This is a genomic window from Paenibacillus sp. FSL K6-1558 (assembly GCF_038002565.1).
In the GTDB taxonomy this organism is placed as follows: domain Bacteria; phylum Bacillota; class Bacilli; order Paenibacillales; family Paenibacillaceae; genus Paenibacillus; species Paenibacillus polysaccharolyticus.
Window position 1 is genome coordinate 133,351 of sequence record NZ_JBBOCV010000002.1, and the last position, 14,659, is coordinate 148,009.

The window sequence follows — 14,659 nt, forward strand, 5'->3', positions numbered from 1 at the left end:
CGCCCCTACAATGGTTTAGCATGATTGAAACGATGTATTCCGAATTGTTGGAAGTCTGACTGTAACACAGCATCTCTCAGAGGATATAGATTTGTCGTGAATCGCAACTCAACCCCTCTGGCCAAAAGCCTATCTAGCAGATGATCTATTTTCTCTATGTAACTTGGTGTAACCACCTGATCAGAAATATAGTACCCTGCGGTTTCATCAAAAAGTTTAAAGGACGCTGCATCCAGATGATACCGATACAACAGGACAATCTCTCGGAAAGTAATAACTGAATTCATGTTGCTCATCAATCGCCCAGACAACCGCCGGAAACTCAGGCCGATTCTGCTTCGCTCTTGGTATAAAGATATGAATATCAGATTCTTCACTGAAATGATATAGCATTTGATACACCTCTGTTCGTGAAGTTAAGTCTCAAGCAGTGTGTTCAATCCTTTTCTAATCCCATACGTTAAAATGTCGTTCGCTAACAAGCTCTTAATCAGATCCTGATTCACATACACATTGCTTGTTTGCAAATAATCTAAAATCAAATCCGCTTTCTCATGTCTACCCATCATATGATAAGCAACGTACCACACTTCAGGACTTGAAACATGCATTCCGTGCCATTTTACATTTCGAATAGGCGATATAGGTAACTCCAATCGTCTTCCATCTACATCAAAAGCAAATCCGCCAATGACATCCACGTTTAACGACTCAACCTCCATTCTATATTTACTTGCAAAAGGTTTGTCGCCGCTTTCCTTCTCGATCCACTCATATCCAGCAATCGCTTCTATAAATTTGAATTTTGGACAATCGACCATCAGATCCCAATCGTTCACGGAATCAACCAAGCCAAGAAAACACAACATCGCACTTCCACCCAGTGAATATGCAATATGATTCGCTTCTAAACGTTTGACTAACGGTAAAATCTCTTGAGGATTCATCATTATGTGTCCCACTCCTAACGCTCATTTTATATCAATCATTCGTATCTAAATTACATTAATATAAAATCTCAATCTGGTTGTATACGTTCAGCGGCTCCTGATCAATCAACACATTCGGGTCTTTCTGCTCGGTAAGTAACATATTCAATATATTTAACTCGTAGTACCATTCTCCGGTATCATGATAGATATGCCTTCCGTTGTACACCACTCTTCCATATTCGTTTGAAGTCAATCCAAATGCCCGCTCTGTCAAAGGCTGATATCGCTTGTCATATCGGATTGGTTTCCCACACTCTGGAAAGTAGGTGAAGGTTACATCATATTCGGAAGTTTCAGATTCGGGCTCCTTACTATCAATCAAAACACAACCCAATTTGAAATTCTTTGCAGTAGGTTTCAGAATGACACTTTTATCTTGAATCTTCTCAAAACCGTTCTTGTTCTGCAAAATGAGCATTCGGTGGTAAGGCAGACCATAGGACGTGTCGTAACTGAACAGCATATCCGGTAAACGGAAGGCTTTCTCCATATCATTTCGGGCAGTGGAAAAAGGGGCCCCTCTTACATCCTTCTCCCAGCGCAAGGTTATGAATTGAAGAAGTATTCTTTCTCGATTCGAGCGCTCTTTATGTTTCCCAAACTGCATATCTGTTTGCTCCTTCTTCCTGCTATTGTGCTGAAATAGTCAAGAAGCTGGTCCATCTTGCTTTAGACGTCCCAGCTTCATTTTTATTCTCCTCGTTTCATGCCACAGAAGAAACCTTATTCACTTTTGAATAACGTGTTGATAATCATCTCGGCGCATTCTTCAGGTGTATGCTGACTCGTATCAACCGAGTACGTATACTGAATGTCGGACGCCATCATACGATGTTGCTCTTCAGACTGGTCTTCTCTGCGGTCTCCCCGTTCAATGTTACGCTGACGACAGATATCGAGAGGGCAATGTAGCTCCACAATCTCTAGCGGATATCCTTCATATATCTTTTTCACTTGTTCATAATGCGGTGCAAGCTACGGTCTCTCCACCAAAATCCCATCGATCAGCACATGCTTGCCATGGTCTGAGAATACTTTAGCCGTGTGATACATCATGATGATGGCTTCGCTTAGGTACTTCCAGTAATCGGTCTGCAGATGCTTATCTCCGATCGTATTTTCAAATAAATCATTCGCCACTACGTAGAAAAACGGATCATCGTAAGATTGCATCGCCTCGACTATAGACGTTTTGCCCGAACTCGTTACACCATTCAAAAATATAATTTTGCCTTTATCCATTATGTTATCGCCCTTTGCAAAAGTATAATGTTCTATATATTTTACAGCGTCTACTGAAATACACTCCAATGATCATTCAAGCGCGGACCGTTTAAAACACTTTGAACATTCTCTACCAAGTAAGTACCATTCTGATAAATCAAAGCATTCAGTTGCTTGCCAAAGGCGCATCCACCATCAATGCCTATTTTGTCTTCAGCAAACCAAACTTCCGCTGATCCATGAATGTCAATCGTTTTTGTATGTCCAAAGACAATTTTTTTGCTTACATTTGTAAACGTGTGCTTAATAAATTTATTTTTGATATACATAAAATCATGCTCCGGTTGTTGCCTCCAATCGTTGTAATCCGGATTTAATCCCGCATGAACATAAATATGATATTCATCCTCATGGTATAGAGGTAATCTACTCAAAAATTCAATATGATGGCTGTAATTCGCTGTTATGATCTTAATTGCCTCTTCCAATACTTCATCCGACATTTCATTAATCATTGGACAGTAACTTTCAAGCGTTGGATGACCTCCATGTTCCATAAACTTTGATTGAATGGAGGGCGTTCCCTCATGTATGAGATCAACAAATCTTTGGTCGTGATTTCCTCTTAATGCGATGGCATGATGTTCTTGTACTAATTCCATGACCTTATCAACGACTTTTCTACTATTGCCACCTCGATCTACGTAATCTCCCAACAGGATCAACTGATCATATGTTGAATTGTAGTCTACCTGAATTAACAATTGATCAAACGCATCGATACAACCATGGATATCACTAATCATAAGAGTTCGATTCAATTGATCCCCTCCTTTTTGATCTTCATGCAATAAAAACGGACATTTGAAAATCGGTTATATTCTTCGATATGTATTAGCTCAAACTTCAATTCATTTAAGAGTTCGAATAGATTTTCTTTTTTGTGGTATCTATCAAAATCCATATACATGAATTGAGCATCCGGTTTTAACACCTCTGATATTTTCTGCAAACCTTTCCGGTATGCGCCTGTCTCTTGAAGAGCAGAACCAATCATGGTGACCAGATCATAATGATCCTGAGGCAACTCAGATGTTAAAAAGTCTTCGCATATAACAGCAGAGGCATTGGGATGGCCCTCCTTTTGTTGTCGGTATTTGAATATTTCGCATATATCCTTGTTAATATCAATACTTGTTAAACAACCCGCACCGTTCAACAAGTAACCGATATAATCGTCCCTTTCTCCTACTCCAATGCCAACGTTAAGCGCATTCATGCCACTGAACACGTCAAAGTATTTTGCTAGAAAATCTCTGGTCTCCAATTCCCAAATACAAACTCGCAGGCGAGAGATTCCACTGATAGGCCTCCTTCTCCCTCATATGTAAATAAAACTTCAAGAGATTTTGATCATTTATCTCGGTCACTATTCGGGTAATCTCCTTTCCAAATAAACCTCGGATTTTTTCGTAACTCTTCAACAATTTCAGATACTTGTTCTCGCCTGTACTGCTGCGTATAGAGTTTGTTTTGTTCTTTTAAATCTGAGCATGTTTCAAATTCCTCTAGTAAAACCAAACTGCGCTCACCCATCTGTGCTTCTGAGGGTCTCAATTGATCCCTTGCGATAAGGGTACTTCGATCTACCAACAAGACGACAAAGACAAGCCTGAATTCAAGATCCGTTAATTGCTGTACTAGCCATTCTACGTCTGAAGGAAATGTAACATAGTCAATGACAACATCATAATCCTGTTCTAACAGATTCCGGGTTAAGCTCAGTATATTTTTCCACGTCAGATCATACGTCTCTTTACATAACCAAGGCTTGCCTCGTCCATTCACCGGAATATGACTGATCGCGTCTCCCGAAATATACGCACTTTTGCTCAATGCCTGAACAAGCTGTTTCGAGGTTGTCGATTTTCCTACCCCAGCGGGTCCTGAAATTACGTGAATTGTTGGGATCATGTTGTCCTCACCTACTTATACATTTGGATATACCACATACGGAAACCCAATTCTTCATAAAATGACGCCGTATCTTTCCATTTTCGATTGGACGATCCAACCAGAGTCCTCTCAATCTGGTGCTCACTTGCCTTATCGATTAAACACCTAACAAGTTCTTTGCCGACCCCTTTACTCCGATGTTCAGGATGAATATACACTTCATGAATTTCCAAATAACCATCAGCTTGAGGAATGACCGGCTCTGCGTTTCCACACCTAATCTCTCCGAAGCCATAACCGATAACCATACCCTGTAACTCCACAATATAAAAGTAATCATTCAGCTTCTTTTCTAATTTTTCCGGGGTCCAGGCCACATTCTCATAGCCTACTGTAATGTCTTCTTTCTGCCAAAGTATAGAGAGTTCAATAATGTGTGTAAGATCTTTCTTTTGCCCCTTTCGGTAATGGTACATATGCAAGTCTCCTATCGAACACAGTCAAGTTCTGCAAAATATAAAACGGTCATGAGGGTTCCACACATGCAGATCATCCGCAATGTAACCTCGTAACCACAACTCGTCTTCTATACGTCTGAGATAAAAGCCTTTTGGAAAATAATCATCCTCAGTAAGAGGTTTAGAAGCTATTGTAATCGAACCTGATGGTGCTTGGTTTCCTTTTTCAGTGCTTGATGTACATGTCTCATGTTGATCCAAATACTGAGTTCTAAGAAAGGGACCCAAATCAATAGGACATAACTGCAAACCAAGAGTATCCGCCATTTGAAAGAGTTGTAAGGTCGTAGCTCCATCCAAAAATCCTAGATTTCTAACTGATAACTCGACCGTCTCTAGCCGCCTCTTGGTGGGAGAAATGACAAATTTCTCATCATCAAACAGTTTATTTCCGTATTCATTCATTCGAATTGAACACTGCTGTAATTTATCTTTAAGCTGCGGTTTGCTTACTCCCCCAACTTCAATGACTCTTATTTTCATGGGACAATGAGGGTAAATTTCTTCTTGGTTAAGCACTCCTATTTTTGTGACACTTTTTAAAGATTTAATCTGAGCAATATGATGCTGTCCATGCCAGGCCAATCGTTAAATGGCGACATCCAGCGTAATGCTACCCAATACCTCTGTTCGCAGCTTCCGCTTGAATTGCTCAGGTTGTAAACCACGTAGCAGTGTGAGAAATCGTTTGTGCAGTATTTCAAGCAGCATGATTGAATCTTCCATTGGCAAATCTTTATACTCCTGTAACGCTGCCCACAAATCCTCGCGATACGAGCTTGCGAGTGGTTCCTCTTCAGTTAATGCTCTTTTGAATCTTATGTATGCGTTCATATCATTGTCTGCAAGATGGTGTACAATCTGGATGATCGTCCAGCCGCCTGTACGATAAGGAGTACGAAGTTGCTCAACATTAAGATCTTGTGTGATCTCCCTCAAGGTCTTTGCAATCTCGGGAATTTGATCCAATATGTGTTTTCGATTCTCATCAGTAAATTCAAATCGGGGCTCAAAGTGTCCAATCGGAAAACGTATCTTTTCATTTAAGTCCATATTTAACACCGCTCCAATCGTTTACTACAGGATCAAATCATATCCAATATAACCCACAATGTTCCATTTGCGAAGTGGAAAAATAAAAAAAAGCAGCCATGATCCTGACGGCTAGCTCCAATGACTCCATCTTATATAGTAAAATCTGGCATAGTACCCTCCTTCTTTAGATACGAAGCCGTTATTTTATAATGTCCGCCATCCATGTATCCTCTCCGATTGTTAATCATCTTCAAGATGATCAATCCGATCCTTGACTCGTTCTTCAGAAAAACCAAACCAAGTCATTTCAACCAAACAAATTGCGACGATTTGTTCATTTGAGAATTGCTCAAGTACCTGTTGATCTACATAAAAACCTAACCATTCTCCCCACTTACTTGCGGAAAGATCCCAATATCCTTCCCACTCAGGTGAATTATTCTTTCCGTGTACTCTATATTCGATGTCTTTTTTATCCTTATCATCATCAGAATCAATCGAGTCTATATGAACAATCATTTCAACTACATTAGTTGCAGGGTTTTGTAAAAGAATGGATTCATATACTGTTACATATTTTTCTTTTATTTGAGCCATATCAGGATAGTATTTAATCAAGTTATCCCAAACGGCATCGAAAGTAACACGCTCTAAAATCTCTTCAAAAGTAATCAACTCATTGTACTCCTATTCTTTATAAGACTCTCAATGGTTAGGGGTAGCGTTTAATTGCTATTCTGAGAATTTAATAGGTACAGTCGCCACTATTTCTCATTTATTTCATACCAAATTCTATAGCCCTCAATGTTTGTTTCAGAATAGTCGCTAGCGTTAGATGTTTTGAAAAATCTCGCATAATAAGCATGTTCAATGGTTTTCGTATCCTCATCCGTATTCATATCAAGATAAATTTTGGATATTTCCAGTCCCCATTTAACGCTACGAGCAATCTCATTCATGTTATCCACTGTAGTAAATCTCTTGATTACTGTAAGAATTGCTTCCAGTTCTTCTTTACTCGGTTCTTTGCTCATGTCTATTCTGCAAGAGAGATTTGGACGGGTAAACGTAAAATGGACTTTTTCAATCGACGGAAAAAGTTCCTTCAGCTCTTTTGTTAATTCTTTGGTTGAATCGGTATGGATCTTATGTGTAGTACTGCAACCTGTTATAAGTAGAAGGACACCTATCAATATAGGAATTAATTTACTCATCGTGGACTCCAATCATTGAGTATTTGAACAGATTACTCTGAGCAGCCCAGGTTCCATGATCTATTAGATGTCCTGCTCATGTCTCATGGCTGCATCAATAAGTGATCTATCCAATGCTTTTGAAATCTTTCCAAATGATTGTGAATTGATCCCTTCAATCAAAGGGGAATAGAATACGATCACATTAATCTCTTCATTAGCCACATTTAATCCCTTCGCTTTGAAAAACCTTGCTGATTGTTTATTTTCAAATCGATCTGTAGAGCAAATTTCTTCTCCCGTAACCTCACTCACCTCAATGGATACCGTGAAATATTCCTCAAATTCAATTCGATCCTTAATTAACGTCCATCGGAATAAGGTAATCTCTTGACCATCAGGTCTTAAATAGGCATGACATCCCGTGCCATCCGCATGAAATTCTAACTGTGTATCTTCAAATGCATCATAGAAAAACGCTTCAGATGACCACACTCCTATAAGATCATCATTATAAAAAAACTGCACTGGTTCACTCATATAACATACCTCATTTAATTATTTCGCTTCATATTACGTATAATCAGTTCTATAGATTTCTTGGTTGAATACTGATCAAAATGTGAATGCCCTGAATACGAGCTTGCTAAGTACGCACATTGATGAATCAATAGTTCGTATCCCAACTGAGATGCGTTAATGATGGCTAAATCTTTGTTCGCCATGACTCTCAATTGTTCATTGTATTTCCAATGTTGCCAAGTCTTCCACATTGATTCTTCGTGAGAATCTATCAACGGAATTGTATAAATTCCTGGCTGTGTATGCTTTATCACTGTTTTTAGATTTTTTAAATCTCTTTGATTTATTGGAGTTATCGCACCGTTAAATACCAAGAGATCACAACTTGAATCATCTTCTCTCGCAAAATAGATAATGTCGTGAGTATACATGGCGTGCTGAAATAAACTGGCTAATAAAAACATTTCAGGACAGTCCCTAGCATCTACTAACAGTAGATGACCCAGCTCTTCTCTTACTTTGATATTTATATCCTTCTGTCTTAAGACTACTGCTGTCCACTCAGCACTTTGGAATTTTATCTGTATTCTAGGAATTGTCATCGTCTGAGACATAACGTACCTCTTTTTAGTTTCTTTCACATGTTATTCACGCTCTAATCTTTCCAACGCCTTTCTATATTTCTCAAGTCGATTATAGTCTTCCTCCGTCGGATTCATTATTCTTGATATGTTCATATTCTCTTTAATATCAGCGATCTTTACATTTCTTGCAGTTCGATTCGTTGTTGTCTTCTCAATAAATTCTTCGTAACTATCCTCTGTAGATCTCGTCAACAACTGAATGGCTGTTAAAATTTCTTCCGAAAATCCCAAACCTCTTAACTCTTCAAGTGTGACTTCTGAATCTTCAATGACATCATGGAGAACAGCCACGATCTTCTCTTCCATGCTTTCCACTCTGTTCATAACAGCTAACGGATGTAAAATATACGGGTGCCCACCTTTATCAAGCTGCCCTTTATGAGCTTGTAACGCGACAGATATAGCTGATTCGATGTCCAAAATAATCAACTCCTTATTTGAAATTGTTCTCTATTCCCTCCGAACTGACTAAACTATTATCTGGCTCGAATTTGTTTCTTTAATAACATAATTTGTCCAATATGATATGCACTATGAATACTTAGATTAGAAACAACTCCCCACCAAGGAGCATTAAAATATTCTGGAAGTTGCTTTGTTAGTTTAGATTCATCTGTTTCTTCTAAAACTACTCTCCAACTGATAAAAACATGCTCAAGTCTATTTAATGTTTCCTTCCAGCCAGCATCATTCAATTGATCTTCATTCAAAACAAAAGTTTCATCATTGTTGATCCCATGATTTAATACAAATTCTCCAGCCTTATAACGCTCAAGCCATTTCTCATTCCAATAAATAAGGTGATTCACGATGGACCAAATGGTTTGTTTATTATCATCCTCAGTCAATGCTTCTTCCATTGTTACATCTTTCAATATGTCCTCCAGCGGAATAAACCAGCTCTTATCGTTATAACATGCCGATATTTGATCTGTTAAAATGGATTTATAGCTCATCATTTGATCCTCTTCTCTTCATTCATTCTAAGTGTTGATTTCTTCAGTAAACGTCCTGCATTTATAATACAAGCTTAGTCCATGCCACATTAAACTACCTACTAAAATCCATATCAATATACGGGATATCATGCTCGATATTATTCAGATAGAATTTCAACGCTTCCTTGTCCCAATCACTCCAGTTGTTATAATTATCAAAATTATAACTTCTATAAATCGCGGAAACTACACCAAACTGTCTAAGATTAATAAAATCAGGGATTAATTCTAACCATGTATGATCTATTGTATTTTCTTTAACATACCCATCCATGAAATTGTAATAATACCTCTTGGTTATCTCCAACCTTTTCTTTCCATCGATTACCCAAGGAATTGGAATTTCATAGAATAACGGGATAGCAATATCACTCACAAACCAACTGTATTCGGCTTCATCAAAATCAATAAATATGACATCGTCGCCTATATTTAAGTAATTCCCATGATTTAAATCCCCATGAATCATTCCATACGAATCCGTATTCTTTGGAAGCTGACTAAGCTTTCTCTTCAGAATTTCGTATTGATCCATGACATAAGAAAGTTCCGCAGGTAAATACTCTTTCATATGGATCAAAAACTCTTTTTCATGCCATTGTCTCCTGTTTAATTTATGTATTAGATTTGACGTCTTTGAAATATTATGCATTTTCCCTGTATAACCACCGATTCTTTGATAGAACAGATCGCTCTCTTCAGCGATTTCAGCCTTTCTTCCACAAGAAAACTCAAAAGATGTTGCATAAAATCCCCCATCACTGATTTCCTCTACAAACTTCCCATGAATAGATGTTATAGCTTTGGAAACAGATACATGATGAGAAGACAAGTGATTTATAAAATCGATTTCAGATAAAATCTCCTTTTCGGTTCGATGGGATTTATGTGTTATCCGGAGAACAACATTTGTACCATTTGACTTCCCAAAATAAACAAAGTTCTGAAACCCTTGCAAGTCTTTAAGACTGGATTGAATAATATTAAACTTTTGAGCTGCTTCATGAAGTACTTCCTTAGTAAATAGTTCTTTAAGACGCTTTTCCATCAAATCTCTTCCTTTCTATATCACGTCTCGCCTAACATCTCGTATTTACTTAGTCTTCTATGGCTTAAGAGCTTCAGCATTTACGACTTCTACTGTGTTTGATTCATTAAAACCGAAATATATTCATCATCTCTAAGCCTTGTCACTTTACAATTCTCATTAGATTCAAATTCAACGATTCTCTCTTCAATCGTTCTATTCGTACTATCTCTAAATATGTCCTCTCGATCATAGTGAGGAAAGATAAACTTGTGGGTTACACCTAATGCCCTAAAATCCGTTACATCCATCGTATTCATCTCTGGAGTAAAGTAACCGACAATGTTAATATTCGGCCCCAGTATTAACGCGCCAGCACTTACTCCAATTATAATTACATTCTGCGAAGCCAATGTTTTAATAATTTCATCAGCACCACTTTTTTTAGCGTAATACAATAAAGTAAAGGGATTCCCCCCATTAATATATATAACATCTCTATGTAAAAGGATTTGCGGGTCATCAAATTCGATATCTACAAACTCAATATGCTGAAACCCCATGTCTTTGAAATCTTGCATTGCCTTTTGTGCATATCTATTATTTTCTTTCATAGGAGATCCTGATGTAATAATAGCGACCTTTAATTGAGAAATATCTCTATCAATATAATCCAGAAATTGATTTTTAATATCTTCCGTATTAAACCCACAAGAGGTCAGTAACACGCTACTCATTGGACTCCCCGCCCTTAATAAGGATTTATCTGATCTGTATAACCTGAAATACGCTACAAAACACCTTTGTACTCTTCCATTATCCTCGTAACAAATTCTGTTTTCCCTTCAGTATAGTCTTTGCGATTGTCTCTGAATTCAGATGACAGTTGGATCTTCAAATTTGAGTACTCAGATACCAATAGGGGATGCTTCCTTAATATGTCTCGAAACATGATATGTCTTTGTAGTTCCTCACTTTCTCTATTGCAGACATATAGATGATGTTCGTGCTTCACATCGCCTTCACTGCTGTAAGGTACATAAATGTCCTTTCTCGCAAATGCCTCTCTGTTCTTAATGCCTAAATCACCTTCGTGAATGTATCCTAATTCCTCTAGCTTTTGGATTACCCCTGGCAGGTACTCCATAGAATCAATAACTACATCAATATCAATGATTGGCTTGGCAGCAAGTTTCGGTACCGCTGTACTTCCTACATGCTCGATTCGCAACGCTAGCCCATGAAGTTTATCTGATAAAATTGATTTTATTATAATAAATGCTTTTGGCCATTCTTCATTGTATTCTTCAATGACTACTGGTTGTTGATTCTCCATCGCCATCCTCCTTGAGTTTGAAAATATTTCTAAAAGATCTACGATATTCAAGGCTCAAGGATACTGATTTTCCGGCGAATGCCGGGCCAAGCATGAATATCCGCAACATAAATTTTACGTTATATCCCTTAACTAAAGTAGTTTCAATCTTATTTAGGATATAGTCATATTTATATACTTGTTTAATTCGTCCAGCCATCGCTTATCATCTTTCCACGTGGATAAAAACCATGACATATATCGTAAACCCAAGTATCTGGACGTAATTGTATAATTCAGTTTAAATATACCCGCCGATAGATTTAAGCCTCTCGAATTCATCAACATTCTATAGTTCTCGGCTTGAGAAAACTCTCTATACCTAAGCGCTACATCAATGTATAAGGAACCATAATGTGCTTCTTCCCAATCAATGAAATATACATTTCGGTTTTTGTGAACTAATGTATTGCCGGGGTGTAGATCGTTATGTACAAGGGTATGGGAGCTTTCATCTCTGAGAACTTTATCCATGTCCTTAACTATATGCTCTGCAACCTTATCAATCTCTGGAATAAGATCACCAAAATGACTTATAAAATCCGGATCTGATTTTGCATTATTCCAAGTCGGTCCCCATTTCTCGTTCAGTACTGATTTAATATATCTTGAATCAAGCAATGGAAGCCATTGCAATTTATAATATTTTTCAAAGTTGAACGCATGTATATCTGCCAGAGCAGCTTGTTCATTTTTTTGAAGCAGTTCGATATCTAAATTATTGTAATCCGTTTCATAATCTACATCCTGCATGCAAAGATATTCTCGGCTGTTACTTGTCATATTTAATGTAAAACTAAATGGAACATTTGCTGATTGATCATTTAGATAATTTAATGTACGCCTTTCAATGAGTGACGCTCTCTTTGAAATAAGATTAATACTCCAATCACGAGTATCATTTCTAAGTAATATTTCATGTCTTTTAAGTTCTACAGCTGAGGTGCCGTAAGCAAGATCCTGATCTTTAATACTCAATATTTCTGCATTAGGCGATACGAAACGGTCAATTGTATTCTGCATTGTGTCTCTAAGTTCTGTATTCATTTATCCTCCTTAATAAAAATTATAAATACCTTTGAACTTTTACATTACATTCTGTCGTGGTCGGAGTAATATACTCAATATAATTCACCGAGTCACTAAAATTTAAATAAGCTTCGTAACGAGTTCGAATGGCTGGGAGAGTAATAAAATCCAGAACCTTGTCCTTTGCAACCCAGCGGCAATCACTTGTTTCTTCAGAAGTACTTAACTCTCCTCCCTCAACTTTACATACAAAATCAAACATAACCTTCGTTGGAACATCAGTTACTCCGTCATACCACTTATGTATTCCCGTGCTTGATACAATGTTAACTAAATGGCTTACTGTAACATCAATTCCACTTTCCTCCTTGATTTCACGGATCACACCATCAATTAGATTTTCCCCAACTTCAGTAATCCCACCAGGATATACCCATCCATCATCATGAGCTTTTACCAAAAGTATATTTCCGTTTCCATCCTCTACTATTCCACCCGCTGATACGATATGTGTTGGAAATCCCATTTTATTACCTCCTATTCACCAGTTATATTTCTTTATTTTGTTCCTGTATTCACGAATTTTCACTGCCTTAAGTGAATAGAGAGATCGGTTGTGACGCGATTAAACAGTGCAAGGTTGTCCGACCGAATATGCCTCCCTGCTACTGAATCAGCTTCTTTGAAACCTCATCTATGCTTCAACTCGGACCAAAGATAGACAAGGACTCAACTTGAATATATGCAACTCTCACTTAACGATGATCGAAATATCAGCTATTATGCCAATAAAACGTATAATGTGAATGCTGTTGAAATCCTAATGACTTATAAAAATGACTATCAGAAATAACATATGCTTTTTTAGCACCTAAGGAACGGCCTTTTTTTAAAGCTTCCATAACCACCGCTTGGCCTAGACCCTTATGACGATACTCAGGAACCGTACATACAGGTTCAACATAAACATAATCTGTTTTCGGACTATACCATAAGCCACAGTATGCAACATATTCCCCATCTTTATTTTCAGCCATAACATGTAGAAAAGGGTTCAAATGGGTTGCGGATAACATTTCTTTTTGCTTATTCATCGTAACTTCATCAACGGGTACAGGCCCTTCGTTATCAAATGCTTGCCATAACATATGATGAAGTTTATATAAGTCATTCTTTATATCAATGTTTTTTAGGGTTATGCCTTCAGAAATTGTACCTTCAAGGCTAACATTCTCTAGTGCAAGCTCAAGTATGTTTTCCGTCTGATCATGCGTAACAAAATGATAACTACGCAGTAAATCTACAGTATGGATATCTTTATCATTCACCGCAATCCCAAGGCCACCTTCATTACTGAAAGTAGCAATAGCATATTCTAATATATCTTTTTCTAACTCTTCAAATCCCTGTTTAGTAGCAAAAAAAGCTTCACCGAAATAATGGTCATACGTTGCTATAGCTACTAACTCATCAGAATGATACCATAAACCAATTTTATTTTTTAAGTCACGATTAAATTCAGGATGAAAAAACATCCATTCCCACCTTGCCCAATTCCAATTGATATGTTTACGATCGTTTTTTGATAGTTCAATCAAAAAATCACAAACTTGTTCATAATACGAATCGTCAAAATTTTTAAAAACAATTTTCATGACAATCCCCCATATCATATAAATTCTGAGTCTATTTCACATAACCTTACCGTATTCACGACCCGACTAGGTCCTTATGATCTTTATATATGTCTTTGCGACAACAGGAAAGATATCTTCAGACTGTACTTCTAGATGGTCTTCACTTGTTTCATTCTCTATGATTTTCAATCCATCAAAACGAGCATTTTCTTTATACCAATCAATTAGTTCAGGCAGGGAGCAACTTCCCTTCAAGCCCTCGTCTTCATAATAAGAAAGCAATGTCACTGTAAATGCAGGTACTAAGGAATCCGCTTTCAAATACAAAATAAAGTCTTTACTCTTATAATACGTTTTAAGATACTGCTCAATCTCATCCTCTAGATAAGAAAAGGTTTCGATTAATTTCTCTGATGATATTCGATTATGCTTAATCAATCGGTTGAATCCATGTATTTAGAAGTAGTTATGATAGAGTTCCTTCTCTCTTAACTTGGAATCATTAGCAA

21 protein-coding genes and 2 pseudogenes are annotated in these 14,659 nt (G+C 37.4%); all 23 read right to left on the bottom strand.

The genetic code is table 11. The annotated features are described in order from the left end of the window. Positions 1-5 precede the first annotated feature (5 nt). Positions 6-393: pseudogene (locus tag MHI38_RS28290) on the bottom strand (DUF6886 family protein). Between the two features lie 23 nt (positions 394-416). After that, a complete protein-coding gene (locus MHI38_RS28295) occupies positions 417-950 on the bottom strand; it encodes a hypothetical protein (RefSeq protein WP_253495308.1) in 534 nt (177 codons plus the stop codon). A gap of 55 nt (positions 951-1,005) precedes the next feature. Next, positions 1,006-1,482 carry a hypothetical protein gene (locus MHI38_RS28300; protein ID WP_341181986.1) on the bottom strand — a complete coding sequence of 159 codons (477 nt, stop codon included), beginning with the start codon at positions 1,480-1,482 and terminating at the stop codon, positions 1,006-1,008. Positions 1,483-1,715: 233 nt separating this feature from the next. Next, positions 1,716-2,234 (bottom strand): annotated as a pseudogene (locus MHI38_RS28305) (phosphotransferase-like protein). Between the two features lie 50 nt (positions 2,235-2,284). Then, positions 2,285-3,037 carry a metallophosphoesterase gene (locus tag MHI38_RS28310; RefSeq protein ID WP_341181987.1) on the bottom strand — a complete coding sequence of 251 codons (753 nt, stop codon included), beginning with the start codon at positions 3,035-3,037 and terminating at the stop codon, positions 2,285-2,287. Further along, positions 3,034-3,543: a class I SAM-dependent methyltransferase gene (locus tag MHI38_RS28315; RefSeq protein ID WP_341181988.1), complete on the bottom strand. Its 510-nt coding sequence runs from the start codon at positions 3,541-3,543 to the stop codon at positions 3,034-3,036. Before MHI38_RS28315 ends, MHI38_RS28310 begins: the two co-directional genes overlap by 4 nt. Positions 3,544-3,629: 86 nt before the next feature. After that, positions 3,630-4,190 carry an AAA family ATPase gene (locus MHI38_RS28320; RefSeq protein ID WP_341181989.1) on the bottom strand — a complete coding sequence of 187 codons (561 nt, stop codon included), beginning with the start codon at positions 4,188-4,190 and terminating at the stop codon, positions 3,630-3,632. Between the two features lie 11 nt (positions 4,191-4,201). Continuing rightward, a complete protein-coding gene (locus MHI38_RS28325) occupies positions 4,202-4,648 on the bottom strand; it encodes a GNAT family N-acetyltransferase (RefSeq protein ID WP_253495316.1) in 447 nt (148 codons plus the stop codon). 24 nt (positions 4,649-4,672) lie between these two features. Beyond that, positions 4,673-5,173, bottom strand: coding sequence for a helicase (locus MHI38_RS28330; protein ID WP_253500211.1), 501 nt, complete (start codon positions 5,171-5,173; stop codon positions 4,673-4,675). 105 nt (positions 5,174-5,278) lie between these two features. Further along, positions 5,279-5,743 carry a YfiT family bacillithiol transferase gene (locus MHI38_RS28335; RefSeq protein ID WP_341181990.1) on the bottom strand — a complete coding sequence of 155 codons (465 nt, stop codon included), beginning with the start codon at positions 5,741-5,743 and terminating at the stop codon, positions 5,279-5,281. Positions 5,744-5,965: 222 nt separating this feature from the next. Next, positions 5,966-6,400: a DUF6557 family protein gene (locus MHI38_RS28340; protein ID WP_341181991.1), complete on the bottom strand. Its 435-nt coding sequence runs from the start codon at positions 6,398-6,400 to the stop codon at positions 5,966-5,968. A gap of 89 nt (positions 6,401-6,489) precedes the next feature. After that, the gene (locus tag MHI38_RS28345; RefSeq protein ID WP_341181992.1) at positions 6,490-6,939 is read right to left on the bottom strand and encodes a hypothetical protein; all 450 of its coding nucleotides are present in this window, start codon (positions 6,937-6,939) and stop codon (positions 6,490-6,492) included. Between the two features lie 63 nt (positions 6,940-7,002). After that, the gene (locus MHI38_RS28350; RefSeq protein ID WP_253495322.1) at positions 7,003-7,458 is read right to left on the bottom strand and encodes a hypothetical protein; all 456 of its coding nucleotides are present in this window, start codon (positions 7,456-7,458) and stop codon (positions 7,003-7,005) included. A gap of 14 nt (positions 7,459-7,472) precedes the next feature. Further along, positions 7,473-8,054: a hypothetical protein gene (locus tag MHI38_RS28355; RefSeq protein WP_253495324.1), complete on the bottom strand. Its 582-nt coding sequence runs from the start codon at positions 8,052-8,054 to the stop codon at positions 7,473-7,475. A 30-nt stretch (positions 8,055-8,084) separates the two neighbouring features. After that, on the bottom strand, positions 8,085-8,504 hold the full coding sequence (locus tag MHI38_RS28360; RefSeq protein WP_222592158.1) for an HD domain-containing protein: 420 nt from the start codon (positions 8,502-8,504) through the stop codon (positions 8,085-8,087). Positions 8,505-8,560: 56 nt separating this feature from the next. Next, positions 8,561-9,040, bottom strand: a complete 480-nt coding sequence (locus tag MHI38_RS28365; RefSeq protein ID WP_154887379.1) for a DinB family protein — start codon at positions 9,038-9,040, stop codon at positions 8,561-8,563. A gap of 94 nt (positions 9,041-9,134) precedes the next feature. Continuing rightward, positions 9,135-10,130: a phosphotransferase gene (locus tag MHI38_RS28370; RefSeq protein WP_154886296.1), complete on the bottom strand. Its 996-nt coding sequence runs from the start codon at positions 10,128-10,130 to the stop codon at positions 9,135-9,137. An 89-nt stretch (positions 10,131-10,219) separates the two neighbouring features. Further along, on the bottom strand, positions 10,220-10,846 hold the full coding sequence (locus MHI38_RS28375; protein ID WP_154886297.1) for a Type 1 glutamine amidotransferase-like domain-containing protein: 627 nt from the start codon (positions 10,844-10,846) through the stop codon (positions 10,220-10,222). Positions 10,847-10,899: 53 nt separating this feature from the next. Further along, the gene (locus tag MHI38_RS28380) at positions 10,900-11,445 is read right to left on the bottom strand and encodes a GrpB family protein (RefSeq protein ID WP_154886298.1); all 546 of its coding nucleotides are present in this window, start codon (positions 11,443-11,445) and stop codon (positions 10,900-10,902) included. Between the two features lie 153 nt (positions 11,446-11,598). Beyond that, the gene (locus tag MHI38_RS28385; RefSeq protein WP_154886299.1) at positions 11,599-12,531 is read right to left on the bottom strand and encodes a phosphotransferase; all 933 of its coding nucleotides are present in this window, start codon (positions 12,529-12,531) and stop codon (positions 11,599-11,601) included. A gap of 19 nt (positions 12,532-12,550) precedes the next feature. Then, on the bottom strand, positions 12,551-13,039 hold the full coding sequence (locus MHI38_RS28390; RefSeq protein WP_090920989.1) for an NUDIX hydrolase: 489 nt from the start codon (positions 13,037-13,039) through the stop codon (positions 12,551-12,553). Positions 13,040-13,286: 247 nt separating this feature from the next. Continuing rightward, positions 13,287-14,168, bottom strand: coding sequence for a GNAT family N-acetyltransferase (locus MHI38_RS28395; protein ID WP_154886300.1), 882 nt, complete (start codon positions 14,166-14,168; stop codon positions 13,287-13,289). A 66-nt stretch (positions 14,169-14,234) separates the two neighbouring features. Further along, entirely contained in the window at positions 14,235-14,588 is a 354-nt protein-coding gene (locus MHI38_RS28400; RefSeq protein ID WP_154886301.1) for a hypothetical protein, read from the bottom strand. Positions 14,589-14,659 lie beyond the last annotated feature (71 nt).